At 32.9% G+C, this 24,048-nt stretch carries 22 protein-coding genes and 1 tRNA gene; 14 read left to right on the top strand and 9 right to left on the bottom strand.

Features of this window, described 5'->3' with window-relative positions; genetic code table 11:
* Window positions 1-435: 435 nt before the first annotated feature.
* A complete protein-coding gene (locus ASM33_RS01570; protein WP_110409337.1) occupies window positions 436-1,482 on the top strand; it encodes a hypothetical protein in 1,047 nt (348 codons plus the stop codon).
* 1,675 nt (window positions 1,483-3,157) lie between these two features.
* Here the strand turns inward: ASM33_RS01570 and ASM33_RS01565 are convergent.
* From ASM33_RS01565 to ASM33_RS01555, 3 genes are all read right to left on the bottom strand, one after another.
* Window positions 3,158-5,356, bottom strand: coding sequence for an AAA family ATPase (locus ASM33_RS01565; RefSeq protein ID WP_110409338.1), 2,199 nt, complete (start codon window positions 5,354-5,356; stop codon window positions 3,158-3,160).
* A 259-nt stretch (window positions 5,357-5,615) separates the two neighbouring features.
* Window positions 5,616-6,503, bottom strand: a complete 888-nt coding sequence (locus ASM33_RS01560) for a BRO family protein (RefSeq protein WP_237342930.1) — start codon at window positions 6,501-6,503, stop codon at window positions 5,616-5,618.
* 84 nt (window positions 6,504-6,587) lie between these two features.
* Window positions 6,588-10,139, bottom strand: coding sequence for a DEAD/DEAH box helicase (locus tag ASM33_RS01555; protein ID WP_110409339.1), 3,552 nt, complete (start codon window positions 10,137-10,139; stop codon window positions 6,588-6,590).
* A 491-nt stretch (window positions 10,140-10,630) separates the two neighbouring features.
* On the opposite strand from ASM33_RS01555, the gene ASM33_RS01545 reads away from it, so the two are divergent.
* The 10 genes from ASM33_RS01545 (at window position 10,631) to ASM33_RS01500 (ending at window position 17,365) form a co-directional block, all read left to right on the top strand.
* Window positions 10,631-11,302 (top strand): ankyrin repeat domain-containing protein, encoded by a 672-nt coding sequence (locus tag ASM33_RS01545; RefSeq protein WP_110409340.1) that lies wholly within the window; start codon window positions 10,631-10,633, stop codon window positions 11,300-11,302.
* A 216-nt stretch (window positions 11,303-11,518) separates the two neighbouring features.
* A complete protein-coding gene (locus ASM33_RS01540) occupies window positions 11,519-12,112 on the top strand; it encodes an ankyrin repeat domain-containing protein (RefSeq protein ID WP_157956358.1) in 594 nt (197 codons plus the stop codon).
* 15 nt (window positions 12,113-12,127) lie between these two features.
* On the top strand, window positions 12,128-12,505 hold the full coding sequence (locus ASM33_RS01535) for a recombinase family protein (protein WP_110409342.1): 378 nt from the start codon (window positions 12,128-12,130) through the stop codon (window positions 12,503-12,505).
* Window positions 12,506-12,599: 94 nt separating this feature from the next.
* Window positions 12,600-13,019 carry a DUF2924 domain-containing protein gene (locus tag ASM33_RS01530; RefSeq protein WP_110409343.1) on the top strand — a complete coding sequence of 140 codons (420 nt, stop codon included), beginning with the start codon at window positions 12,600-12,602 and terminating at the stop codon, window positions 13,017-13,019.
* A complete protein-coding gene (locus ASM33_RS01525; RefSeq protein WP_110409344.1) occupies window positions 13,020-14,288 on the top strand; it encodes a recombinase family protein in 1,269 nt (422 codons plus the stop codon). It abuts the gene before it with no gap.
* Entirely contained in the window at window positions 14,272-14,703 is a 432-nt protein-coding gene (locus ASM33_RS01520; protein ID WP_110409345.1) for a hypothetical protein, read from the top strand. The genes ASM33_RS01525 and ASM33_RS01520 overlap by 17 nt, the downstream gene beginning before the upstream one ends.
* Before the next feature lie 170 nt (window positions 14,704-14,873).
* Entirely contained in the window at window positions 14,874-15,557 is a 684-nt protein-coding gene (locus ASM33_RS01515; RefSeq protein WP_110409346.1) for a JAB domain-containing protein, read from the top strand.
* A 16-nt stretch (window positions 15,558-15,573) separates the two neighbouring features.
* Window positions 15,574-16,557: a hypothetical protein gene (locus ASM33_RS01510; protein WP_110409347.1), complete on the top strand. Its 984-nt coding sequence runs from the start codon at window positions 15,574-15,576 to the stop codon at window positions 16,555-16,557.
* A gap of 14 nt (window positions 16,558-16,571) precedes the next feature.
* Window positions 16,572-16,910, top strand: a complete 339-nt coding sequence (locus ASM33_RS01505) for a helix-turn-helix domain-containing protein (RefSeq protein ID WP_237342929.1) — start codon at window positions 16,572-16,574, stop codon at window positions 16,908-16,910.
* 56 nt (window positions 16,911-16,966) lie between these two features.
* Window positions 16,967-17,365 (top strand): helix-turn-helix domain-containing protein, encoded by a 399-nt coding sequence (locus ASM33_RS01500; protein WP_110409348.1) that lies wholly within the window; start codon window positions 16,967-16,969, stop codon window positions 17,363-17,365.
* Here the strand turns inward: ASM33_RS01500 and ASM33_RS01495 are convergent.
* Entirely contained in the window at window positions 17,362-18,567 is a 1,206-nt protein-coding gene (locus ASM33_RS01495; protein ID WP_110409349.1) for a hypothetical protein, read from the bottom strand. The two genes, ASM33_RS01500 and ASM33_RS01495, sit on opposite strands and share 4 nt — an antisense overlap.
* Before the next feature lie 340 nt (window positions 18,568-18,907).
* Here ASM33_RS01495 and ASM33_RS01490 point away from each other — a divergent pair, with 340 nt between their 5' ends.
* The 3 genes from ASM33_RS01490 to ASM33_RS01480 all read left to right on the top strand — a co-directional run bounded on the left by ASM33_RS01490 (window position 18,908) and on the right by ASM33_RS01480 (window position 22,632).
* Complete coding sequence (locus tag ASM33_RS01490; protein WP_110409350.1) at window positions 18,908-19,972, top strand: ankyrin repeat domain-containing protein; 1,065 nt, start codon at window positions 18,908-18,910, stop codon at window positions 19,970-19,972.
* Window positions 19,965-21,848 (top strand): ankyrin repeat domain-containing protein, encoded by a 1,884-nt coding sequence (locus ASM33_RS01485; protein WP_162297599.1) that lies wholly within the window; start codon window positions 19,965-19,967, stop codon window positions 21,846-21,848. The genes ASM33_RS01490 and ASM33_RS01485 overlap by 8 nt, the downstream gene beginning before the upstream one ends.
* A 364-nt stretch (window positions 21,849-22,212) precedes the next feature.
* Window positions 22,213-22,632 carry a helix-turn-helix domain-containing protein gene (locus tag ASM33_RS01480; protein WP_157956356.1) on the top strand — a complete coding sequence of 140 codons (420 nt, stop codon included), beginning with the start codon at window positions 22,213-22,215 and terminating at the stop codon, window positions 22,630-22,632.
* Window positions 22,633-22,856: 224 nt separating this feature from the next.
* On the opposite strand, the gene ASM33_RS08890 is transcribed toward ASM33_RS01480, so the two are convergent.
* From ASM33_RS08890 to rplU, 5 genes are all read right to left on the bottom strand, one after another.
* A complete protein-coding gene (locus ASM33_RS08890) occupies window positions 22,857-22,925 on the bottom strand; it encodes a hypothetical protein (RefSeq protein WP_410543249.1) in 69 nt (22 codons plus the stop codon).
* Window positions 22,912-23,034, bottom strand: coding sequence for a hypothetical protein (locus ASM33_RS08790; RefSeq protein WP_257791005.1), 123 nt, complete (start codon window positions 23,032-23,034; stop codon window positions 22,912-22,914). The genes ASM33_RS08890 and ASM33_RS08790 overlap by 14 nt, the downstream gene beginning before the upstream one ends.
* Before the next feature lie 335 nt (window positions 23,035-23,369).
* A tRNA-Ile gene (locus tag ASM33_RS01475) sits at window positions 23,370-23,443 on the bottom strand.
* A gap of 9 nt (window positions 23,444-23,452) precedes the next feature.
* Window positions 23,453-23,725, bottom strand: a complete 273-nt coding sequence (gene rpmA / locus ASM33_RS01470; RefSeq protein WP_110409353.1) for a 50S ribosomal protein L27 — start codon at window positions 23,723-23,725, stop codon at window positions 23,453-23,455.
* Between the two features lie 10 nt (window positions 23,726-23,735).
* Complete coding sequence (rplU, locus tag ASM33_RS01465) at window positions 23,736-24,038, bottom strand: 50S ribosomal protein L21 (RefSeq protein WP_110409354.1); 303 nt, start codon at window positions 24,036-24,038, stop codon at window positions 23,736-23,738.
* Window positions 24,039-24,048: the final 10 nt, after the last annotated feature.

Here is a 24,048-nt window from a genome sequence, read left to right as displayed (position 1 = left end):
ATTAACTAACTCTTTTGGAAATGGAAAAATAACGTCTTAAAGATATTGAATGGATAAAAGCGCAGAATTTCAATAGCTTAGGTGTATTATATTTCCATTTCCTTATTTTGAAATTTTGCCGGAAATTGCGGAAAGTATAAAACTCAGAACGTCCTCTAATTGCTAAAATCTTATTATAAATATTTAAGGTTTTTTCTTTTTTCTCATGCATGTTTTTTGACATTTCCTCTCATCTCTATCTTGAACTATGTATTTCTTTATGTTCTGAAGAATTTTCTTTCTGAGCTGAAACCACCATTTTGCAGCAGCCTTCCTGTAAACAATCTTATCCTCTAAAAATAAGGATCTGTAGAAATAAGCAGGCTCTCTAAAAATTATTCTAGTTTTAACAAAAAATATTTAGTATAAACTGCATATCTTTAGGTGGTATTTGAAATGGCTAAAGATATGTACAAAAGACAAGATATAATAAAGCAAATAATATCAACGTTTTTTCGATATCCTAAGAGCTTTAAGGCTGTATGCAGCATATTTCATGATTCCCAGAAAAGGATAATTTATTTTGAAGGAATAAAACAGGTTTCAGATGCAATAAAAAAATATAAGCAAAGTTGCAAAAAAGACTATCATCGGTTCAAATATAATTACTCTCAAATTAAACAAATAAGTGAGTTGCTTGCTTGGCTTGAGAATAACACAGAACTTAAACTATTTGATGAGTTTTACGATTTTAACCACCTAGTCAACATTGAATTACCGATATTAGATAATGAAAAAATGACAAACTATCTGTTTAACACTGGCACATCATCTCAGTTGTTTGACTTATGCGAAAATAAAGAAGAAGCGCTTTATCGTGCTCTCTGTTCAGATAATATTGGTTTAATAAATAGGGTGTTCATGGTACTTACTATAAATCTTTGTAAAAGTACAAACAACATTATAGAGTTGCATGAAATACTTTCTAACCTCTGCACTAAAGCTTTATCCAACGCAGCTCAGAATTATATTAGAGAAAAGTTAAATTGCTATGATATTTTCTTACATAATAATGATGCGTTTACTCTACTGAGCGAAGCTGAAGAAGTTGAAAAGAATGACAAGCTTTCACTCAACGCTAAAAATAAAAGAAAGCAAGCAATTGTAAGCCTTATAAAATCATTTGCTAGCCAACCACAAGAGCTAGATAAGCTAACACTGACTATAATTGCAGCTAACATTAAAATATTAGGGTTAACAACTTCACATGAATTATCAGCTGCATTTATGAGCATGGATGATGTGTTAAATATGGAAGATCAACTTTACTGGCTCAAGCAAATGTTAAAAATAGCAAAAAGAGAGAATGAACTTCATGCAAAAACATATGAAAACGAAATTAGGAAGTTTACAGCTGATATGAAGCTAGCCGACTTTAAAAAGGTAAGAGAGCGTATGGTGTCACAGTTGAATGAATTTGCCAAAGCTCTATATAAAATATAAAAATTTTGTTAGATTCGAAAAAGTTTCTTTTCAACGAGAAAAAAGTATGTTAAACTTAGCTGTGAGTTTGAGTAGAGATAATTAAATTATTAGAATACCTTTTCCTGGAGTTTTAAGTGGTGTTACAAGCGCTACTTAGGTATGGTTGGTGTAATTCTACCATCAGGCCTTAGAGTCGTCTTAAAATGGCATTAAGAGCTATTGTCTTTTCATTGCATTTTATGAACGTTTTGATCTTTAAGTAAAGCTTCTTTTGCTCAACTACCATTAACTTCCCTTGAATTGTAAATACCTGAGTATTCTTGACACAAGCCATACTGCCAAAAGATACAGGGTAACAGTATGAATCAAGTCCTCAAGTGCAACTGCAAAAAGAATTGAACACCACGACTAAACTCTATAGGCAACAGGAGCTTCTATACCAATAAAACCCTGGTCTCTTACTTGCTATCACTTCGATAAAAGCACTTGTAACAGTATCTTGAAAATTTTTCTTTTCAGCTGACAAAAAATGTGATAGCATAAATTAAGTTTTCGTTAAAAATAAAAGTTTGAAGCAAAGGGTAGAAGTGTTTTTTATTCGGCTTTTAAGAGCTATTATAAGCGTTACTTAAGTATGGTTGGATAATTATTTCCCTCAAGTCACAGAATCGCTTTAAAATGTCATTAAGCGCTATTTGTTTTTCTATGTTGCATTTATGAATATTTGTGGACGGTCTTTTCGGTGTTTTCTTCTCACTTATCTCTTTCTTTAGCAGCTGCCTTTATGAACATGGATAAATATAACCTTATTGGCTTAAGCAGGTGCTAAATAAAGAGATTCTGTGCAAAAGCATATGAAAAAGAAATTAGTGAGCTGAATATACGAATCCAACCAATTAAAAAAAATATGAGAGTATGCAGCTGAATGAATTTGCTAAAGCTCTATTATAAAATTTTGTTAGGTGTGAAAAAAATTCTTTTCAACAAGAAAAAAGTATGTTAAGCTTACTTGTAAGTTTGAGTAGAAGTAATTAAATTATTAGAATGCCTTTTGGTGAGGTTTTAATGGGTGTTATTTATGTATAGGTGGAAAAATAATCACGAGGTTACGGAGTCGCTTTAAAAACGTGGTTATGAGCATTTAGTAGGTAGTGGGTTTTTTACGCTTTTATCCTTCAAATTTTTATTTCAAATGTTTAATATTAATATACTATGTATAATATATAGTATATTATTTATTATATATATAAGGATTTTTCTGCCAACTACCAACTTCCAAAAACACGCTACAGAGAAGGATTTTTAAGTATGCAATTCTAGTTGGCGACCTTCCGTTGATACTCTTCCAACTCCCAACTCGTTATTACTATAAACCATCGATTTTCTTGTGTTTTTATCTATCTAGAGTTGGTAAGATGGTGAATTCCTTAGTCTGCCAACTTGCTATTTTTTACCATCTTATTAGCTATTTGCCATCTTGATTTTTATTACCAAGCGTCTGACTGAAAAAATTTTCTATTGGCTTTAGCATTTATTTTCAAACCATCTATACAATAGCAAAAGTCGAATTTTCCTTCAAAACATCTAGTGAAAGTATAAATATTAACATTGATATAGCTAAAGTAACACATAACTTGTGATATACATAATCAATAGCTACGTTTTCAGGCAACTTTAGCTATAGTAAAGGTTGTTAGTTAAGTTGACAAATTGGTAATTCCTTTTCTCCAAACTTTCCATCTTCCCAAATGTCTGGATTTTCAACTGGAATAAATTCTCCATTTGCTAGTGATAAAGAATAGTTTGGCTTTACTAATACATGTTTATTCTTAGATACCTTGTATTTCATGCCTTCAACACACAAATATCCATACTTTGATTTAGTACTTGGTATTTCACATTCAGCAATTTCTTTGAAGAACTTTATTTCTCCAGTACTTGCAAGATTACTAATTCTCTCTCTGATATTGCGCTCACTTCCAAGCCCTTCTTCTCCTTCAAAGAGCTTTGCAAATTGTCCAGCAGTATAAATGTTACCTTGATAGGCTCTACTACGAATTAGCTTTAAAATGACTTCATATTTTCTTATCCTCTCTGCATCTAACTTTTTACTATATTGATCTCTAATTATCGGTTCTGAATTTAAAACTGAATCATTATGCATAAAGGCTCCATCTTTCCAACAAAGCGTTATTTGTTCATTATTACACTGAGAGTAATTAGACTTTTTACGTGATAAAATTCTTTCATCAGGAGAAGCCTTTGCTTTATCTGCTTTAGTCAAATACCAACGTGATCTTACTGTATTATTCCATGCTGTTGAACCTCCTGTACCTGTTTTCCTTTGTATTCCAACATCAGAGGGATGCATACATAATAACACTGCACCACCTATTTCTCTTGCAATTCGACCACAACAATCCTGCACAAAATGCCTGACGTGTATACGATTGTTTTCGTTTCCATCAAATAAATCTGCAGCTGTATCTAGTATAACAAGTTTTGGTTGAAATGATTTAATACTCTCAAGTAAATCGCGGAAAAAAGATGTTGTCTTACCTGAATCTTTGCTATTGAAATCCATTAATGTATTATCTTTACCCACTCTTGTCAGCATTCGAACTTTGTATTCAATTGAAGATCCTGTAATTTGATAAAACTGGTTAATTGCATATTGGCGACGTGTAAGTTCAAGTCTATCATCCTCACAAAATAAAGCATACACCTTTATAGGATTTAATTTGATACCAAGCCATGATTTACCTGCTGCAAGAGCCGTCATTAGCTGCTGAGCAAGAAGTGATTTTCCAACACCACCATCACCATAAAGAGCAGCAACATAACCTGATGGAAGCCAATCTTGAATTATCCACTCTCTTTTTGGAGGGATCTTATCGCTTTCTGGCAAGCTAATCATGTCAGTAATAAGTTTATCATCAATGGTAGGAGTATAGGATTTTCCAGTGTTAATAAACTCTTGCACATTAAACCCCTCAATAATACCATCTGCAACATCCCAACCTTTTGGTTTATCTTGTGGAACTTTGAGAATAGAAAGCGAGGCAATACCTAAACTTGTAAGTTTCATGGCAGCATTTTCAGCATACTTTTTACCTGGTTCATCATTATCTGGCCAAATGACAATATGTTTATCTTTAAGTGGAGTCCAGTCTGTTTTATCAATAAGTGCATTTGCTCCAGACATTGCGGTTGTTGCTGTAATTCCTTGATTTATTAGTGCTTCAGCGCATTTTTCTCCTTCAACTAGAATAACTTTATCAGATTTCAAGACACCTGGTATATTGTACAAAGGCCTTATTTTTGGCGCAACATAGTCGGATTGCTTAATATCAAAAGGGAGATATTTTTTTCCATCAGGTGTATCATAGCGGGAAACCTTAACAATAATTTGGCCATTTTCATCAAGGTAGTTCCAACTGTACGTAATGAATTGCTTAAGATTTTTGATAGCACTTTGTTTTTTTGTATATTTTTTGCTATCTCCAAGCCATTCACCAATTGAAGATATTACTTCGAGAAATTCTGTTTTTGCATTTTTGCCATGTACAGCTGCCCAAAGATCAATAATATCACCACCATCATTTGTGGCAAAATCATACCATAGCCCAGCTTTTTCACCGCTTAATGCTACTCTTAGGCTCTGTCCCCTGTCACCTTGTATGTTACCAACTCGAAATTCATCGCCATGGAAGGTCCCATTGGGAAATAGATAAGAAAGGCATTGCCTTATGCTTGATAGTAATTTTCTTTTAATTTCTTCTGAATTAAGTTTTTGTAATGGTTCTAAGTGTGAGATAGCATTGTTAAAATTACAATACTCATTGGTTAAAGTATTTTCTTGCTTGATATCAGTTGAAAAATTTTCTACCATAAAACTAAACTCCTTTATAATTTAAGCTTTGAAAGATTTTTGAGTAAGACTCTTCAATTACTCGTTAAGGAAAGCTGTGGGTATTGCTTCGCCTTGTCTCAAGCGAGAACACCTTATTATAATTCTACAATACTTTTCTTATCATGTCAAATTTTTATTATAATCTTTTTAAGGCATAAGGAAATTTTTCATTCAGTGTTTTTGTTCAAGTTCACCTCCACCTCATGCTTGCCTTTCTAAAAACATGGACAACTGAATCCTAGCTTTTATCTTCTTTTAATTCTTTACGTACATTATTTTGAATCTTCTTTAGGAAATTATTGGGAGATACAACTTGTACGCCTCTTGCTTTCTCAAATGCCTCCCTTGCTATACCAGCACTTTTGCCACCTTTCTTTGCAGCTTCTAAGTTCGCATTGTATCCTTGTACATCTTTATCTTTTACTTCATCAATAGTGGCTTGTTCACCCAACATGTTAAAGATTAATTCTATCGGCGTCATGTGATCTCTTAACGACTGTTTCTTTAATTTTTTTATTTCTTTATGTTCTTTCGTTTTTACCCCAAAAGTTGCCTGAGAAATCACATCAGTTAATATTGCATATTCTTTACCTTCGATGCGTTTATTATTATGATCAGTGATATTTCTGTTGTCCCATTCTCTGGTAAGCTGATTTCTAACAGATATAGATTGTATTCTTTTATCTATCCACTCTTGAGAATATCCTTTTGCAACGTAGTTAGCGTAAGCTCGTTTAAATGCAAGCTCAGGATTATCGTACTCTTGTAACCTTTCATACCCAACTTTTGCAAGCCAGCGTTTAAATTTTTCAACCTTTTTAGAAGGAACAGACTGTAAAATACGAAACAAACCTTCAACACTTGTACAATTAATCTTTTGTATACCACCTTTTGTCTTAATTTCAAGGGGGGTGACAAGTTGTCCCCATCCTTTAGAAAGCCCTATATCTCTGCTTTTTATCTTCTTTAAGTAATCTGATGGGTTGGGGCTACCTGTAAGAGAAGCAATTACTTCTGTTACAACAAACCACCATTCCCCATTATGTAATACCCTAGTTAAATTGCTGCTATCAAATGAGGTAATTTCAATATCTCCTTCGTTTGGGTTTAAAATATCGGTTATCATGTACCTTGATATGTGAAACTGAAAAACTTTCAGAACAAGTTAAATACTTTATTCCATAAGGTCAAGAATTTTATTAGCCAACTTTTATAGTGCATTTTTTATATTAACTAAATCTCTTAATTGATCATTGTTAAATTCTGTAATCCAATTCTCACCACTACTTATGGTAAGGTTCGCTAATTCCTTCTTGCTTTGAATCATCTCATCAATACGCTCTTCGAAGGTACCTGTTGAAAGTAGTCTATATACCATAACATTACGCTCTTGTCCAATACGATAAGCTCGATCTGTTGCTTGCGCTTCCACTGCTGGATTCCACCATAAGTCATAATGTATTACATGATTTGCTGCTGTTAAATTAAGTCCTATTCCTCCAGCTTTTAAAGACACTATAAGGATGTTGGACTGGAATAAGTTTTGAAAGTCATTAATCATTGTATCACGTGCTTTTCTAGACAGTCCTCCATGTAAAAATGGCACTTTTGATTTAAATCTTTCCTCAAGTAACTTAGATATAATTTCACCCATTTCAGTATATTGAGTAAATATTAATGATTTCTCTGCAAGATCACTAATCCCAGTCAATACTTCTTCTAGCATCTGCATTTTACCAGATTGTTCAATACTTGCATGCTTTTTCTTGCCGTACTGTGATGGATGATTACAAATTTGTTTTAAAGCATTGATGAGCTTGAAGATTAGACCCTTACGTTCAATTCCATCACTCTTTTCTATCTTCTCCATAGTTGTATCAACAACCTTTTGATAAAGTGCTGTTTGCTCTGAAGTAAGTGCACAATAACGGTTATTCTCAATTTTATCTGGTAAATCCTGAATAATGCTTTTATCATTCTTAAGTCTACGTAACATAAAAGGACTAGTGATTTTCATAAACCTTTCTAGACAAGTTTTATCCCTTTCCTTTTCAATCGGTGTTGCAAAGCGTGTTCTAAACTGCGCAGAAGTACCAAGATAAGATTTATTGATAAAGTCAAAAATGCTCCAATACTCAAGCAACCTATTCTCAACAGGAGTACCGCTCATTGCTATTCTATGTGTTGCCTCAATAGCTTTAATTGCTTTGGTTTGTTCAGTATTAGGATTTTTTATATTTTGTGCTTCATCAATCACGAGCAAAAACCATCTTATTTTGTTGAGTTCTTTTTTGTCACGACGTGCAAGACCGTAGGATGTGAGTGCTACATCATAATCACTGGCTAATTCTCGATTTTGTCCATGATAAATGAAAAACTTCAACTCTGGTGCAAAACGCTCCATCTCTCGTTGCCAATTACTTAAGATACTTGTTGGTGCTACTATTAAAACTCTTTTTTCATCTAAAAATCCTGTATTTTTGCAATATAGAATAGCTGCAATAACTTGTATAGTCTTACCAAGGCCCATATCATCAGCAATTATACTACCAAACCCGCTTTCTATATTCTGTATAAGCCAACTAAATCCACGTTCTTGATATGGGCGTAGCTGTGCTATTAGATTATTTGGCGTGTTAACAGGTGTGTAAGTGTTAAGTTTACTAAATAAGTTTGTAAGCTGATGGTCAAATGCTACTTTAGCTTCGTTCATTTCACCAGTCAGAGCAGCTTGCATAAGTTCTGCTTGATTTAAATAATTAGGTGTTTTATCAAGTTTTTTGAGTAAAGATTCTACCTCTTTATCATCCAAAAGCACATACTGATCGACAATGCGCACAAGTCCACGAGAGTCTTTTAGCAATTTTTTAAATTCTTTAACACTTATTTTTTTATCGCCTATTGCTACTTTCCAATCAAATTTCAACAAACTTTCAAGCGTTAAAAAACTTTCTCGATCTTCTTTTATTTTATCTTTAGCAGATACATTAAGGCTTAATTCTGGCTTGAAGATTTTTTGTAAAGATTTTGGCAAAATAACTGTGATTCCTATAGCTCTTAGCACTGGTAAAATACCCAGAAACAATGGTGCAAAATCATCTAAGTTAAATGATAACTTGCTATTGCTATCAATCGCTTTTTCTAATTCAGGTATGTATTGAGATAAGAGTGCAAGATCAGATAAAATACTAAGCTTTATGTTTTGATTAGAAAGTGCTTTTTCCAGCTTTATGAATGACTTCTCATCATCCAGTGATAACTTTACCTCAAGTTCAAATTTTTCATTGTGATCTTTTATCATTAGATAGAATTTATAAGCCTTATCTGCTAAATAAAGGCGTGACAACCAGAGATTAATTGCTTGTGGTATTTCTTTGTTGCTAAATTTAGTAAACTTGTATGAATTTCCAGTAAAGAATAACTCAAAGATGCACTTATCTCTATACTTAGAGAGTGATGTAGGAAAGTTATCTGTTATATACCCTAAAAGGACAAGAGAGATAGCAACATTCACTTGTTTCTCTGGTTCCAGAGCAGTTTCTTGATATTTGATCAATAGAGGTGGACAAATAGATGCCATCTTTCTATGAATCTCCTTAACTGAAGCATTGGATAATGCTGGAATCCACCTGATTATGACTTCTTCTCTTCTGTTCTGTAATATCTGTGGTATGAAAGCTGATTTTTCCATCATGATACGTGCAAATTGTGAAATCATATGCATAAAGCGAAGTTCAGGGTTAAGCTTGTGAAGTAACGAGTTAGGAATATCTTTCAAAAACCTTGCTATATCTTGCAATATATTTTTACTGAGCATAAACAAATTAGTTGCACCATTGCTCGCTTGAGTAAGGTAATGCTGATCATTAATAGATAGTTGAAATGTTTCCCAATTCTCAATATTTCCCCATTTTTTTGTAAATAATTCTTCCTCTGATAGTTTCTTCTTAGAACGTTGGAGATAACCATAGTACCCTACTTTTCCTGCTGGATGCTTTTGCCAATGCTTATATGCTATCTGCAGGATATTATGAAAGTTTTTTTCAAAGAAAAGTGGATTGTCTGTTAAAATACCACTGATGCAATCAAAAAGGTTAGGAATAGCTGATAAATCAATATCATTTAAAATTGCTTGGTTAAAAGTTGTGTGTATTCTAACTTGAGGACAAGTTTTAAGTACATTATTGATCATTAAGACATTTTGAGCATTTTCTAATTTTCCATTTCCAAAATCATCGATAAGCGTTGACAAATTACAATTATGAATATTAAAAATTATGAAGGGGTTTTTATCAATTTCTGCAGCAATAAGATAAATTACAGCGGCAATGTGTTTACAAGGCATAGCCCAATCAGGACAACTGCAACTTGCATTCATCTCCTTCCAATTTGAAGGAAATAATTTAATCCCAAGATCACTAAGCTTATCAAATAAGCTGGCTGGTAATTGCCTATTTATTAATTTAGATAATATAGAAGGTGATGTTTCAATAATCTGACGAATAGTGCGTTGTTCTGATGGACTTAATTCATTAAGTATAATTTCTACTTGATATGGTTGAGGTTTTGAACCACGAATTTTATATGGGTAAGATCCTGAGCTATGAACTTTAGCTGTAACTATGTGGCCATTAATTTTAACACCAAAAGCTCGGCCAGTATTAGCACAAGTCCTACCACGTGATAGGCGATTATCATAATCAATTCTATTGAAACACTGAAGCCATTTCTCTCCCCACCAAGTTCTTCCATAGATAGCCATTTTATAAAATCGTATATTTCAATATAAAAAACATTAATCTTATAGATAATTTATGTCAAATCCACCTTAAAAAAAACAAACTAAAGATTCAGCGTTACCTATCACTATAAGGCAAAGAATTTTACTGATCAAAAAGTTATAGAATTTAACCTGACCGAATACCATGTAAACTGCAATAATGACTCAGATCCAAAACAGGATGATCCAATTCACGAACTAGAAAATTATGTAGTGGTACTTTACCCAGGTGTACTTTTGTGGCACGAGCATAGGCACTTGAACCGTTCTTGGAAGGACATACAGCTAATTAGCTTAATATACTAACCATATATGCTTATATTTTCATATATATTAATATTTAGTTAAATACGTATGCGTGATTGAAAAAATAATTTGCCTTTAGCGCTTAGCTAGAATATAATAGTAATAACGATTAAGTAAACATACAAATTTTACTTGGCGTTAGAAAGGCTATAATTTTGGGGGTTAAGATGAGGGAATTAAATAAAAGACTTAGGGAATTATTAAAGAATTCATTCGAGGATATAAATTCAAAAGATGAAAATGGTAATACAATATTACACTTAGCAGCACAATTTTCTAGCTATAAAACAGTAAAATTACTGATAGAAAAAGGTGCTAATATTAATATTGAAAATAATGAAGGAGAAGTACCACTACATCGAGCTGCACTTGCAAGAAAGGTAAGGAACGTTAGGGCACTCATAGAAGCAGAAGCTGATGTTCATTGTACAAACTATAATGGTTCTACACCATTACATCTTGCGAGTGGGTCTGTATGGTTATTTAGAGAGAAAGGCGGTAATGCTAAAGGAACAGTAAAAGAGCTGCTAAAAGCAGGCGCAAATGTTAACGCTATAGACAGATTTGGAACCAGTCCATTATTTCGCGCTAAAGATCAACCAGAGTTAGCAGAGCTGATCAAAAAATATGGAGGAAAGATAATAGATAGGATTGGTACAGGTGTACAAGAATTCGCGAATTTTTATGGTGATCATCTTATAAAAGAAATATCATCAGCAGTGAAAAATTTATATGCAGAAGAAATTGAAGAACTTAAGCAAAAAAAATATAAAGAACCAGATGTAGAAGACGATAAAGAACCAAGTGTAAAAGACGATAAAGACAAAAAATACCATTAATTTATAGTTAAAGAAGCTTAAAAAGATTAGCAATTGATTATCAATATATTAATTATATATATCAATATTCTAATATATATTAAAAAAGAGCTAATTTCAATCACAGAGTGTACAAATAACTTGCTTTTAGTAGCAAAAGCGAATATACTAGAATAACATCAAGTAAATAAAACAAATTTGCTTGGCGTTAAAAGAGGCAATTTTATGGGGGTAACCATGAGTAAATTAGACAAAAGAATTCAAGAATTATTAGCAAACTCATTTTATGGAATTAATGAACAAGATGAGTATGGTGAAACTGTATTACATTTAGCAGCAAGATCTTCTAATTATGAAAGAGTAAAATTACTAATAGAAAAAGGAGCAGATGTTAACGTTAAAAATAAGGAACAAAGAACTCCGTTACATGATGCTGCTCTTGCAGAGAATGCAGAAACCATTCAAGCGCTTTTAGAGGAAGGAGCTGATGTAAACGCTACTGACTGTTCTGGATATACACCATTGCACTGGGCAAGCACAATGTGCTGCAAAGATGCAGTAATAAAGCTAATAGAAGGAGGGGCAAATGTTAATGCTCAAAATCATATAGGAAGGACTCCGCTGCATGAAGCTGTATTTATGAGGGAGATAGGAAATATTAGAGCAATACTGGAGGCAGGAGGTGATCTGAATGTGAGAGACCATAAGGGGTATACACCTATAAATTTAGCTCACAAGGCTGGTGTTAAAGAGATAGTGGAGGAGCTAACTGCATATAAAGATAGCACCGAAAGCTTTCCAGAGCTAATGAGCAAACAGTATAAATTTTAAAAAGGAGGGGAAGCAATGGAGGTTCAAATGGAAGTAGTAGGTTTATATATCGTATCAAAAAAGCAAAGAAAACAAATTGAAGAGTTGAAAAATAGGATTATCAAGGATGGACATGATTTGTTGGAGGAAAATGAATTCATCGGTAAAGCTGAGCTGGAAAGCTTAAGATATCAAGTAGCGAAAGGTAGAATTGAAAAAATATATGTATATTCTCCTGATGATCTATCTGAGAAATTTGCAGACCAAATTAAACTAGTAAGGGAATTTCATCAAGCAGGAGCAGAAGTAATTTTCTTAAAGCACGAGACTAAAGGCCTGATATCTAGCTTACTATGGAAATCACAATGGGCAATGGAAAAATATAAGCATGCAATGGAGTGGCAAATAAGTTGAAAGCTATAGCAATTTATAAAAAGGAGAAAAATAAGGTAGCACCGGAGCTAAAGAGCAAACAGTATAAATTTTAAATAAAGGGGGTAAAAGACAAGTGAATACATCTATTGTTGATGAGGTAAAATCTTTAGAGAGTAAAACACTAAAAGAACTTAGGGCAATTTGGAAAGATTTATTTCAATCTGATGCACCACCATATTGCCGAAAGTATTTAATCACAAGAATTGCTTATCGGTTACAGGAAATAGCATATGGTGAATTATCAAGAAAATCAACCAAAAAACTTAATGATCTAGCAAACCAAATGGAGAAAGGTAAAGGCTTGAGTAGCAGCAACCTACCAAGGCCAGGTACAAAACTTATTCGTGAATATAAAGGAGAACGTCATGAAGTATTAGTTACAGTGGTGGGATTGGTTTATAAAGGTCAGGCTTATACATCACTTTCTGCAGTTGCTAACAGAATCACAGGCAGTCATTGGAATGGTTTAGTATTTTTCAAGGAGAAAGAATAAATGAGTAAGGAAGTTCGTTGTGCAATTTATACGAGAAAGTCTGATGAATCTGGGTTAGAACAAGCATTTAATAGTATAGATTCACAGAGGTCAGTGTGTGAAGAATATTTTGCAGCAAATAAACAAGAAGGCTGGGAATTACTATCAAAAAGATATGATGACGGAGGGTATTCAGGAGGTAATCTAGATAGACCAGGTTTACGAGAATTACTACAGGATATAGAAATAGGAAGAGTTAATTATGTAATAGTTTTCAAGCTAAATAGACTAACAAGGTCATTAGTAGATTTTATCAGAGTAATATCAGATCGCTTTAATAGGAATAGAGTAAGATTTAGATCAGTAACAGAGCCATACTTAAATGAAGAAAGCACAGATAATGAGTTCATGTTATATTTAAATTTAGGTATTGCTCAACGAGAAAGAAAAGCAGTAGGAGATCATATTCGCATAAAAATCGCTGGATCAAAGCAAAGAGGAATATGGATGGGTGGTGTGGTACCACTTGGCTACGATGCTAAAGAAAAAAAACTAATTATTAATGAGGAAGAAGCAACAGTAGTTAAACATATTTTTGAAAGATTTATTGAGCTGAAATCAATGGCTGCAGTGGCAAAAGAATTAAACAGCCAAGGATATAGAGTAAAAGAACGAAAGGTAAAATCAGGAAAGACTTACGGAGGAGGAGAATTCAAAAAAGCAACAGTTAGAGGAATAATAACTAATTCTACGTATATAGGAAAAGTAAAATACAAGGAAAAGTGCTATCCAGGGCAACATCAAGCAATAATCGATGAGGAGCTATGGAATAAAGCACAAAAGATAATAAGAACACGCCAAGCAAAGTATGTGCTAAAGTATGAAGAGATGTTACTGAAAGGGGTAATAAGATGCCATTCATGTAACGTCAGTATGGCAGCAACACATACAAGAAAAAGAAACAAAAGCTATAGGTACTATGTTTGTCGTAATCATGTAAGAGGAATTCACTGTCCATCAAGTAATCGAACAATAGCAGCAGGGGAGGTAGAAAAGTACGTAATAGAGGAAATAAGATACCTACTGGCAAACTCTGAACAAGCGCTTACAGATATTAATGAAACAAAAAGGTTAAAAGAACTTGGTGAAATGTGGAGTAATTTATTTCCAGTCAAACAGCAAGAGATAATCAAGCAATTGGTTAAGACAGTTTGGATAAGAGATGATGGAATAGAGCTAAGTGTGAAAGTAAAAGACCTACAGGAGCTATCGTATGCCTATGCAGCTTAAAGATGAAGAGATATTGTTATGTAAGAAAAAAGAAAGTACAACAAGGATGCAGGTAAAAAATGGAGAAATTTCTCTATTTAGGCAGCTACAGTTAAAGAAAAGTGTTGGTAGATGTATGATACTTGCTCCAGAAAATGAAGAAAATGATAAGAAAGATAATACACTACTGAAAGCATTAGTAAGAGCACATCTATGGCAACGTCAAATAAAAGAAGGAAAATACGCAACAACGAGGGAGCTTTGTACTGAAATTAATGTACGACATATACAACGAATTTTACGTTTAAATTACCTTGCTCCAAGGATTAAAGAGAATATTCTAAATGGAACACAGCCAAGGAATCTGAAATTAGCTGATTTAAAGAAAATACCACATTCATGGAATGAGCAAATGAAGCTTTTTTATGGACAATGAATTTTAATAGGCGTATTAATATCTTCTCTATTATCATTAGTAAATAAATATTTAAAAAAATTGCAAAAAAGATTTGACTTCCCCCCAAATCCATGGCTTCATGACGACCACCGCGCGAAAAGCGTAGTAAATAATAAAAAAAATTTAGTCATTAATTAGTAGGAAATTTTATGAATAATAACAAAAATAAAACAAAAAATGAAAGAGAAAAACTAGAGACAATAATATTATCAGGCAAAGATGGAGTAGAGGATCATGAGCTACTGGGATTAGCTATATGTTCAGGAAATCGCTTGGCAAAAAGTATAGCTATTGCAGAAAAATTGATTCACTTTTTTGGTGGTATAGGAGGAGCAATAAACTCTGATTATCACCAGCTTCTAAGTATAGACTCGGAAATGACAGACTCAATGGTTACAATAATTTTTTGCATCAAGAAAATGCTAGCCAGAATATTAAGAGGTCAGTTAAAAGAATTACCCGTTATTGATAATGAAGTTATACTAAGGGATTATTTGAAATTAGTAATAGGACAATCAAGAAAAGAGCGCTTACGGGTAATGTACTTAAACCAAAGTTATCAATTAATCTATGAGTATATTCAAGATTTTGGCACTGTAGACAGAACACCAATGTACTTAAGAGAGATAATTGGGAAAGGATTAAATCTTAACGCAACGTCTATTATAGTTGCACATAATCACCCCAGCCGAGATCTAAAACCTACAAAGGAAGATAAAGAAAGTACGTTAGATTTAGTTTTGACATGTATGAAATTAGGGATAGAATTTGTGGATCATATAATTGTAACGGAAACAGGTTATTTCAGCTTTAAAGAAAATAATCTGCTATAGAATAAAGGAGTGAGAAATGGAATGTTTGTTGTATTCTGATGAGCAGCTAAAGCAGCACTGCCAAGGGTTAAATGATAAGGAAAGACAAGATCTTTATTATCAGGTACTGGCTAGAGCTAAAGAAGCAATGAGAAGTACCAAAGAAATTAACCAAATAAAAATGTTAAGCAGGGCTGCAGTTGCGATAGAGGAAATAATAGGCAAAGAGTCAATCGAATTGTCTAATGCAGACCATCCATTTCGAAACGTGAATATAGTCACTAATACTCCTGAAGGTAATGTAAATTATCTATTCAGTACATGTGACTCCTCAGAATTATATGATGTGAGAGAAGATAGGGAGAAAGCACTATATCAAGCAATAAAGTCAAATGATGTAGAAATAGTAAGACATCTACTTATGATACTTGTTCCTGAAGGTATTTGTTTAGAACGTCCAATAGAATTAGAAATATCAATTTACGGGAAATGCAAAAAAGCAGAGAAAATAAGGGATATGGGAACTGATGAGATCAGAGGAATAGACCTGAAATACTTGAAGGAGCTAGAAACATTATTGCAAAAGTTTTATGAAGAGTTAAAACCGGATCTTATAAAAGACATGGAAAATTATCTTCAGAAAAAGTTAATATTTTATCATTTTTTGTATGAAGCAAGAGTTAGTGAAAAAACTACAATTGACCTGATTAAGATATTTACTGCTCAAAGTGAAATAAACTACCAGATAGACCTGTTGTTACTGTCGTTAATAGAAGATGGTATCGAAGAAAAAGAGTTACGTGAAAAAATCAATAATATGATAGATCTACTAGGAAAATATAGAAAATTTGAAGAGCTAGAGTATAAGGTTAGAAGATTAAAGTTAGAACTCGCAAGTGGAAAAGCAGACAAAGAAAGCTTAGAGAGACGGGAAGATGAGATGAAAGAAATAGAAGAAAAATATATCAAAGTGACCGACTTAGCTGGCGAAAGAGATAAATTGGTAAAGCAGTTACAGTAAATGATTAAACTGATATGTCAAGCCTTAGTATACAGCTAGGAAGAAAAATAAAGCACTTTAGGCTAATGCGTGGACTGAACCAAACTCAGCTTGGAGAAAAAGTAGGCGTTTCATATACACAAATACAGAGATATGAAAATGGCTCAAACCAGGTTTTGGTCAGTAGGCTATGTGAGCTGGCAGAAGCTTTATCAGTTGATATTTTAAGTTTCTTCACTGACACACATATAGAGTCAACAGATCCATGGGATGAAGAGAGTGAAGATGTATTGAAAGAATATAGCAAAATTAAAAGTAAGAAGTCACGTGATTTTGTTTATTCATTAACCAAGTTCTTGTCTCAGCTTTCGTAGTAACTTGCACAAAAATCGAAATTGCTTTAATATTTTTACTCTTTAGCATTTCTACTATGATTTCAACCATTGACATACAAATAGGAAAGAAAATAAGGGAGAGAAGACTAATTTGTGGTTTAAGCCAAGCAGACTTAGCAAAAAAGGCTGGCATTTCACCTCAACAGGTACAAAAATATGAGACTGGAGTAACTCGTATTGTGGTTGATAAATTATACGAATTAGCAGAAACTTTATCAGTTAATATTTCATATTTCTTAACAAATATTTCTGAAAATGCAGCAGAATTGCATGATAAAAACAAGACATTTGATTATGACAATAGTAATATAGACGGCGAAGAAATGTTAAAATTCGTGAAAGAACACAGAAAGATTAAAGAAGAGATGTCACGTAATGTTATCCATTCACTAATAATGTGTATTCTTTCAGCGGAGCAGCAGAAGCAGACCTAGCTTATTCCGTGTATCACAGGTTTTGTGTCTTCTAACCTCTCTGTCCAAGATAGAGATTCTCTGCTTTTAAAGTTACTGATTGGCTTTATTGTTTCCATAGACTTTTGGCCACAAGACTTTTGATCACAGAATCTACCAGACCTAAGGAAGCCTCCACTTGCTACTGCTTTACAAACAGACATTCCACCAAATAGGCAGCCTTGTCCTATTGATTCTCCAGTTTTTTGTAGTTTGTTCCATAGATCTTTATTTTCTACTTCAAGTTGGATTGTATTGTAATTTTTTATATCTTGGTAAATTCTGACGTGTAATTCTCCAAGAGTGGTAGGAAATGTGACTGTAAATGCGCTGGTATCTGATATATCCGTGTAATTTCTTTTACCGTTTTTCTCAGTCTTAATTTCTACTTCACTTTCACCTAGTCTTACGATGTTGCCACCTAAACTTAAGTTACCTCTACTTAGGCCTAAATCCCTTGCACCACTTACAACTTTGGCAACATTGACTCTGCTATTTTGTGAAAATGCCATGTAAAAGGTCTGATTATCAAATTCAACCTTTTTTACTGTTCCTTCAATAGCAGCACTTTCCCCAATTTCCCTGAGTTTTTGTAGTCGATTATATATCTGAGGTTCAACTTCCTTTTCGACCTTATTGCAAATTTCAATAGTGTTCTTATTGCCCTGTATATAACTCTTATCAAAGTAAGCTCCACTCAGTGCTAACTTTTTAATTATGTTTGCTTGCTTATCTTCCGTGAATTTATCTTCACACAGCTTAAATATCGCAATATTAGAAAAGCTATACCCATCTTCGTTGTGTGCATTTATTCTTATCCCTAAGTCCAACGCTTGATTTACAATTTTGTCTAATTCTTCTATATCTTTAGCCGCGATAACTCTTTCTAAAAATTCGTTTAACTTAATATTTTCATCTTCATTTAGCCTGATTTCACTTAAAGCTGCTTGGAAAGGATTGAGATTTTCAGGGTATAAAGAAGGTTTTGCCGGTAGTTCTACCTTACTATCCAAGTCTATTTTTGTAGATGCGTTAGCCTTTTCTATTGAGCCAGTTTTACTTGAAGCCATAGCAGACTTATCCGTTAAATAAGGTAGTAAATCCTTACTAACTATTTCACTTAATAACCTTTTAGATAACTTTTTAGATAACTTTTTACGATGAATTGTTTTTTTCTTAACCATAATACCCTCTATCACATTAGATAATATTTAAATATACGGTGACAAATGCTAACAAACTGTTAACATATGTGCGTCTATTGATTTATTATATATAATAATATCTAATATAGCAAGTATTATCGTACAAGAATAATAAGACTAAATTCAAAAAAACATAGATGATACAGAAGCAATTATTAGAGTTTTAGATAATTTATATAATATATTAATCTGCTGTTTTATTGTTATCGCATTGATGGTATTACAAATATATATAGCAATTTTTGCGCGATAAAGTTAATATAAAAAAAATATCTGTATCTGTAAACTGGAATAATGTTATTAATTTAGTGAGGTTTATATGACAAAGGAAATTGAAAAGGTAATATCAATCGATACTATCAGGGAATATCTTAAAAAGAATGATAAGGCTAAAAAAATTGCTGATTACAATGCTAAAGTGATGCAAGATGCAAGGTATAGCAGGACATCTGTATATGGTATAGCTAAAACTCAAAATGATTCAGGTAAAACTCCGTTACATTTGGCTGCTCAAAGCGATAACTTATACCTAATTACATACCTTATAAGTGAAGGAGTAGACATTAATGCTCAAGACAAATTTGGCTCTACTCCGTTACATTATGCTGCTGATATGGGCTATTTTGATATAGTAAAATTCCTTATAGATAATGGTGCTGACTTTAAGATTACTGACGACCAAGATAATACGGCTTTGTTCTATGCATTTGAGCACGGTAATTTTAAGCTTATTAAATATTTTCTTGAGGAAAAATCTGTTGATCCTATGCAGACTGAAAGTGGTTTTAATTGGACCCTTTTTGACCGAGCCGTTTCAAGTGGTAACTTAGATGTTATACGGTACCTCATAGACGAGAAGAATGTTACTTATAAAGGCAATGATATGCTCGCAAATGCAGTATCAATCGGCCATATGGAAACTATCAAATATCTTATAGAAGAAAAAGGAATTGATCCAAATTTTCCTGATGAGAATGGCTGGTCGCCACTATTCGATGCTGTTGCAGACAGTAACATTGAAATAACAAGGTATTTACTGGAGAAGAAGGCTAATATAAATGCTACAATTAAAGATGGCTCTACTGTATTACACATAGCTGCCCATGAGTGTAAATTTGAAATAGTTTCACATCTTATAGAGAAAGGCGCAGATGTTAATGCTATTAATCATAAAGGAAATACTCCGTTACACGTGGCTGCTGAAGGTCATGAATTTCAAAATAAAAGACATCAACAAGATGTAGTAAAATACTTTGTAAGTTGTGGTGCTGAAGTTAATGCAAAAAACAATGATGGTATGACTGCTCTTGATGTTGCAGCAAACAGTAATGTAACACAATATCTAAATTCTACTAATAAATTAAATGGTGGTCTGTATGAGTAAAGAAACTATGGTTGCAAAATTATTTTCTGCAGCTGAGAAAGGAGATTTTGAAGAAATTAATAGATTAGTTATCCAAGAAGGTATAGATATTAATACTAAGTTTGATGGAGAAACAGTAGCAGACATAGCTTATCAGTGTGGCCATAAAGATGTAGCAAGATCTTTGGTGATAAGTGGTGTAAAAAGTACTTATTATGTTGGATTACTATGCTATGCAGCTAAAACAGGAGACAGAGATTTGTTCAGAATATGTAGCAAATTCGTTTATCTAAAAGGAGTTATTGATTCAGAAGATCAAACACCAGTGGAACTAGCTTACTATAATGGACACAAAGAATTTGCAATGGAAATATTAGAAAAACATTACAAGTCTCCTACTAAATACAGCATATTAAGTAAAATAAGCAACAAAGATCCTAACGTTATTGAAGGGTTATTTTCTGCTGTTAATTTAGGGGATGTAAACAAAATTGAAGAATTAGTAAATGTACAAAATGTTGACCTTAAAGCTAAAGATAAAAGCGGGAAAACTATCGTAGAGAGAGCATACGAAAATAAAAAAATAGATAGGCTTAAATCACTTATGGATAAAAATGAATATGTCAAAAATTGTATTAATGAAATGACACATATTGCTATCGGGGAAGGAAATCTTGATCTATTAAGGTTGCTCGTAAACGAGCTGAATGTAGATACGAAAAGCAATAGAATGGTATATATTGCTATAAGAGAGAAAAAGCTTGATGTAGTAAAGTTACTTGTAAACGAACTGAATGTAGATATTAGAGCGGAAAATAATGCTATCCTGTGTGAGGCTATAGAATATATGCCTGTCTGCGATATTGATAAGTTGAATAAAGACAAAAAAGAATATACAAAGATGGGGAAAGAAACAGCAGGATATACAAAAATTGTAGAATTCTTACTGGAAGCAGGAGCTAACCCTACAGAAGGGATGTATAGAAGTGATGTACCTATATTTAGGGCTTTTTCTTGCATACGCATTGAGCGCCAAAGATATATGGTGAAGTTATTACTTGAAAAGGCAAGAGTAAAAACTAATCTAAATGTCAAGGATAATACAGGCGATACAATTCTACTTTGTGCGATCAAGTATCAGGATGTACAAACAGTTCAATATCTACTGCTCAAAGCAAAAGTTGATCCAGATATTGATAATTATGGTAAAACACCATTAATGAGAGCAATAATATTAAATAATATAGCGATAGTAAAAGAATTACTGATGGCAAAAGCTAATCCTAATACCAACTTTCATTACACACCTCTTGTACAAGCTATTCGAGGTATAAGAAGAAATAGTCTGGAGATAGTTAAACTACTTGTTAAAAACGGAGCAAATCCTAATATGACTTCTGATACAGGACATACACCACTTATGGAAGCTGTTTTAATGGACAGTGAAGAGGTTATAGAATATCTTTTACCATGCCTAGAAAGGAGAAGTGATAGTGATTTATATATGTATGAATCTAACTTAAAAACTACATTAAAAAATTATCCAGAAGTAATAGAGTTTTTTATAGAAAAAGGTATTGAGATTAAGCAAATTGATGACTATATATCAAAGAATCCTGATATTTTTAATACTTTTGTACAGGGCTATGTAAAAAATTATTTGAGTATTTTAGAGTTTCTTCTGCAAAATGGAGCAGAAGTTAATTTAATTGAGCCAGAATATGAATGTACTGGATTACATGATGCTGCAGGAAAGGGTAATTTAGGTGCAGTAAAATTACTGATTAAATATGGTGCTAACATCAATCTCAGAAATGAAGGAGGCTTTACCCCACTAGACCTTGCTAAAAAAAATGAACATAAAGGGGTAGTAACATTCCTAGAGCAACTTAATTAGGCAAGCAATCTTTTAAAATCCAGAGGTTATAAAATTCTTAGAGATTGTATCTAGTAGAGAAAGAAGCTGATATGAATCTTGTAGGTGATAAAAGCCTTAGACCACACTCTTAAAGCTCTAGATATTTTTTACAATAAGTCTTTCCTTTAAGCATGAAAAAAAGTCTGTAATTCAAGAAACTTTAAGAAAGTAAAATTACTCAAATATAACGTTTCTATGTTGTACTCTTGGAATGTAACAGCAAGAAAAATTTAATAAAATTCTAGGATCATTAGATTAAAGTAATATCTTTACAACACTTTTAGCCTACAATACTATGCAGGTTGAGTGTAAACTTTTTTTTAAGTTTTTAAGAGGGACTAGAATGACTATTACCAATGTGAAAAATGACTCTTCCTGTACAGGGGAAAGAACCGATACTGGCTGTCCTGAAATGGGAAGAAAAATAAAAGAATGGCGATTGATAAGAGGATTTTCTCAAGAAGCATTGGGAAAGAGAGTTGGTATTACATTTCAGCAAATACAGAAATATGAGTCTGGAAAAAACAGCGTTTCAATTGAAAGGTTATATTCTATAGCCGCAGCGTTGTCTGTTGATTTTGCAGTTTTACTTCCTACTCCTCCAGTAACAACAGAACTACATGAAGAGAGTAGTTTTGAACATAATGATGATGAAAGCAGTAGAGAAATATTAGAGTTGGTTAGGGAATATAAAGAAATTAAGAGTCAAGAGTCACGAAAGGCAGTTCGTTCACTAATAAGGTCCTTATCCTCATCACAATAAATTTAAAACATAGCACACAAGCTCACTTCTCAAATGCTGTTAACTTACTTTTCATGTTAGCTGCTTTTAAATTATACTGGATTTTATTTTATATTTTAAGATAAATCTCCATAATGAAATATAGATCATACATATCAAATAGAACGTAAAATGTTCATTATTTTACATTGCTCTATCAAAAATAATTAAAATAACAACAAATAATATTATGTAGAATATCACCTCTATAACCTTAGACCTTTATCCATAATATACCTTACTATATCTAGATGACCATACTCAGCGGCTAAGATCAGCGGCTAAGAGTAGAAGAGACATGTCATTAGTTGTAATATTACCTTTGCTAATAAACTCTATAACCTTTTTTATAGCATGGAGCAATTCATCATCGCATAAAACCATATTTATATAGATATACTCAATTTAGTATTTTATGGTAAGCAAATTTATCTACAAAGCAACATTTTTTTGAATAAAATATTTTAAGAAAAACCTTTTCTTTAGTGTGATAGAAAATTTAATTATTTACTTATTGACTTTCTCTAAAATGGGCAAAAATGTCCTACCTTTTAGAGAAAATTAATAGAAATTTAACCAAATATGGGGAAAAAACGGGAATTTTGGGGGGAATAATTAGGTACGAAATGTCGTATGTATAGGGATGAAAAGTAGGCTAATATAGGGGATTTTGGCTATGCTAGAATTAATCTAGAGAGGAGTTCGCGTATTAGGAGTGATGGGTCTGGGAAGAGTTGAACCTCCGACCTCACGCTTATCAGGCGTGCGCTCTAACCACCTGAGCTACAGACCCCTGATTTATTTAAGCTGAAGCTTGAACACGATCAGCAATTGAGATGACATCAATAAAAGTTTTCTTATTTGCTGATCTTCTAAAGCTAACCCAACCTTCTGTTTTAGCAAAAATTGTATGGTCCTTACCTATACCAACATTCTTTCCAGGGTGAAATTTCGTACCTCTTTGACGTACAATTATGTTACCAGGAATAACTTTCCCATTCTTCTTTATCCCTAGCCTGCGACCTGCGGAGTCTCTACCATTACAGGAACTACCACCTGACTTTTTAGTTGCCATATCTTACCTCTTACTTTTGAAGATTAATTTCATTAATGCGAAGAACAGTTATATGCTGTCTGTGACCAGTTTTTCTACGGTAATTTTTTCTTCTCTTCTTCTTAAAAATTATAATTTTTTCACCTCTGCACTGCTCTAATACTTCAGCTTTAACAGTAACATTAGATGAATAAGACAAACCATTATTTGAAACACAAACCACTTTACTGATTTCTACTTCTTTTCCTTCCTCGGCTTCTAATTTCTCTACTTTTATTATACTGCCCTTTTTTACTAAATATTGCTTCCCGCCGGTCTCAATTACTGCAAACATTATAGATGTA

Origin of the sequence: Wolbachia endosymbiont of Folsomia candida (assembly GCF_001931755.2) — a bacterium.
Classification (GTDB): Bacteria; Pseudomonadota; Alphaproteobacteria; order Rickettsiales; family Anaplasmataceae; genus Wolbachia.
This window is presented reverse-complemented; position numbering and strand designations above follow the sequence as displayed.

What these genes read in the sequence shown, in the direction of transcription:
- ASM33_RS01545 (WP_110409340.1), top strand. Translation starts at nt 10,631, where the DNA reads ATGAGGGAATTAAATAAAAGACTTAGGGAATTATTAAAGAATTCATTC.
- ASM33_RS08790 (WP_257791005.1), bottom strand. Translation starts at nt 23,034, where the DNA reads ATGGTTTTATGCGATGATGAATTGCTCCATGCTATAAAAAAGGTTATA.
- ASM33_RS01565 (WP_110409338.1), bottom strand. Translation starts at nt 5,356, where the DNA reads ATGGTAGAAAATTTTTCAACTGATATCAAGCAAGAAAATACTTTAACC.
- ASM33_RS01555 (WP_110409339.1), bottom strand. Translation starts at nt 10,139, where the DNA reads ATGGCTATCTATGGAAGAACTTGGTGGGGAGAGAAATGGCTTCAGTGT.
- ASM33_RS01495 (WP_110409349.1), bottom strand. Translation starts at nt 18,567, where the DNA reads ATGGTTAAGAAAAAAACAATTCATCGTAAAAAGTTATCTAAAAAGTTA.
- ASM33_RS01540 (WP_157956358.1), top strand. Translation starts at nt 11,519, where the DNA reads ATGAGTAAATTAGACAAAAGAATTCAAGAATTATTAGCAAACTCATTT.
- ASM33_RS01570 (WP_110409337.1), top strand. Translation starts at nt 436, where the DNA reads ATGGCTAAAGATATGTACAAAAGACAAGATATAATAAAGCAAATAATA.
- ASM33_RS01490 (WP_110409350.1), top strand. Translation starts at nt 18,908, where the DNA reads ATGACAAAGGAAATTGAAAAGGTAATATCAATCGATACTATCAGGGAA.
- ASM33_RS01535 (WP_110409342.1), top strand. Translation starts at nt 12,128, where the DNA reads ATGGAGGTTCAAATGGAAGTAGTAGGTTTATATATCGTATCAAAAAAG.
- ASM33_RS01505 (WP_237342929.1), top strand. Translation starts at nt 16,572, where the DNA reads ATGTCAAGCCTTAGTATACAGCTAGGAAGAAAAATAAAGCACTTTAGG.
- rplU (WP_110409354.1), bottom strand. Translation starts at nt 24,038, where the DNA reads ATGTTTGCAGTAATTGAGACCGGCGGGAAGCAATATTTAGTAAAAAAG.
- ASM33_RS01485 (WP_162297599.1), top strand. Translation starts at nt 19,965, where the DNA reads ATGAGTAAAGAAACTATGGTTGCAAAATTATTTTCTGCAGCTGAGAAA.
- ASM33_RS01480 (WP_157956356.1), top strand. Translation starts at nt 22,213, where the DNA reads ATGACTATTACCAATGTGAAAAATGACTCTTCCTGTACAGGGGAAAGA.
- ASM33_RS01500 (WP_110409348.1), top strand. Translation starts at nt 16,967, where the DNA reads ATGATTTCAACCATTGACATACAAATAGGAAAGAAAATAAGGGAGAGA.
- rpmA (WP_110409353.1), bottom strand. Translation starts at nt 23,725, where the DNA reads ATGGCAACTAAAAAGTCAGGTGGTAGTTCCTGTAATGGTAGAGACTCC.
- ASM33_RS01520 (WP_110409345.1), top strand. Translation starts at nt 14,272, where the DNA reads ATGCCTATGCAGCTTAAAGATGAAGAGATATTGTTATGTAAGAAAAAA.
- ASM33_RS01515 (WP_110409346.1), top strand. Translation starts at nt 14,874, where the DNA reads ATGAATAATAACAAAAATAAAACAAAAAATGAAAGAGAAAAACTAGAG.
- ASM33_RS01525 (WP_110409344.1), top strand. Translation starts at nt 13,020, where the DNA reads ATGAGTAAGGAAGTTCGTTGTGCAATTTATACGAGAAAGTCTGATGAA.
- ASM33_RS01560 (WP_237342930.1), bottom strand. Translation starts at nt 6,503, where the DNA reads ATGATAACCGATATTTTAAACCCAAACGAAGGAGATATTGAAATTACC.
- ASM33_RS01510 (WP_110409347.1), top strand. Translation starts at nt 15,574, where the DNA reads ATGGAATGTTTGTTGTATTCTGATGAGCAGCTAAAGCAGCACTGCCAA.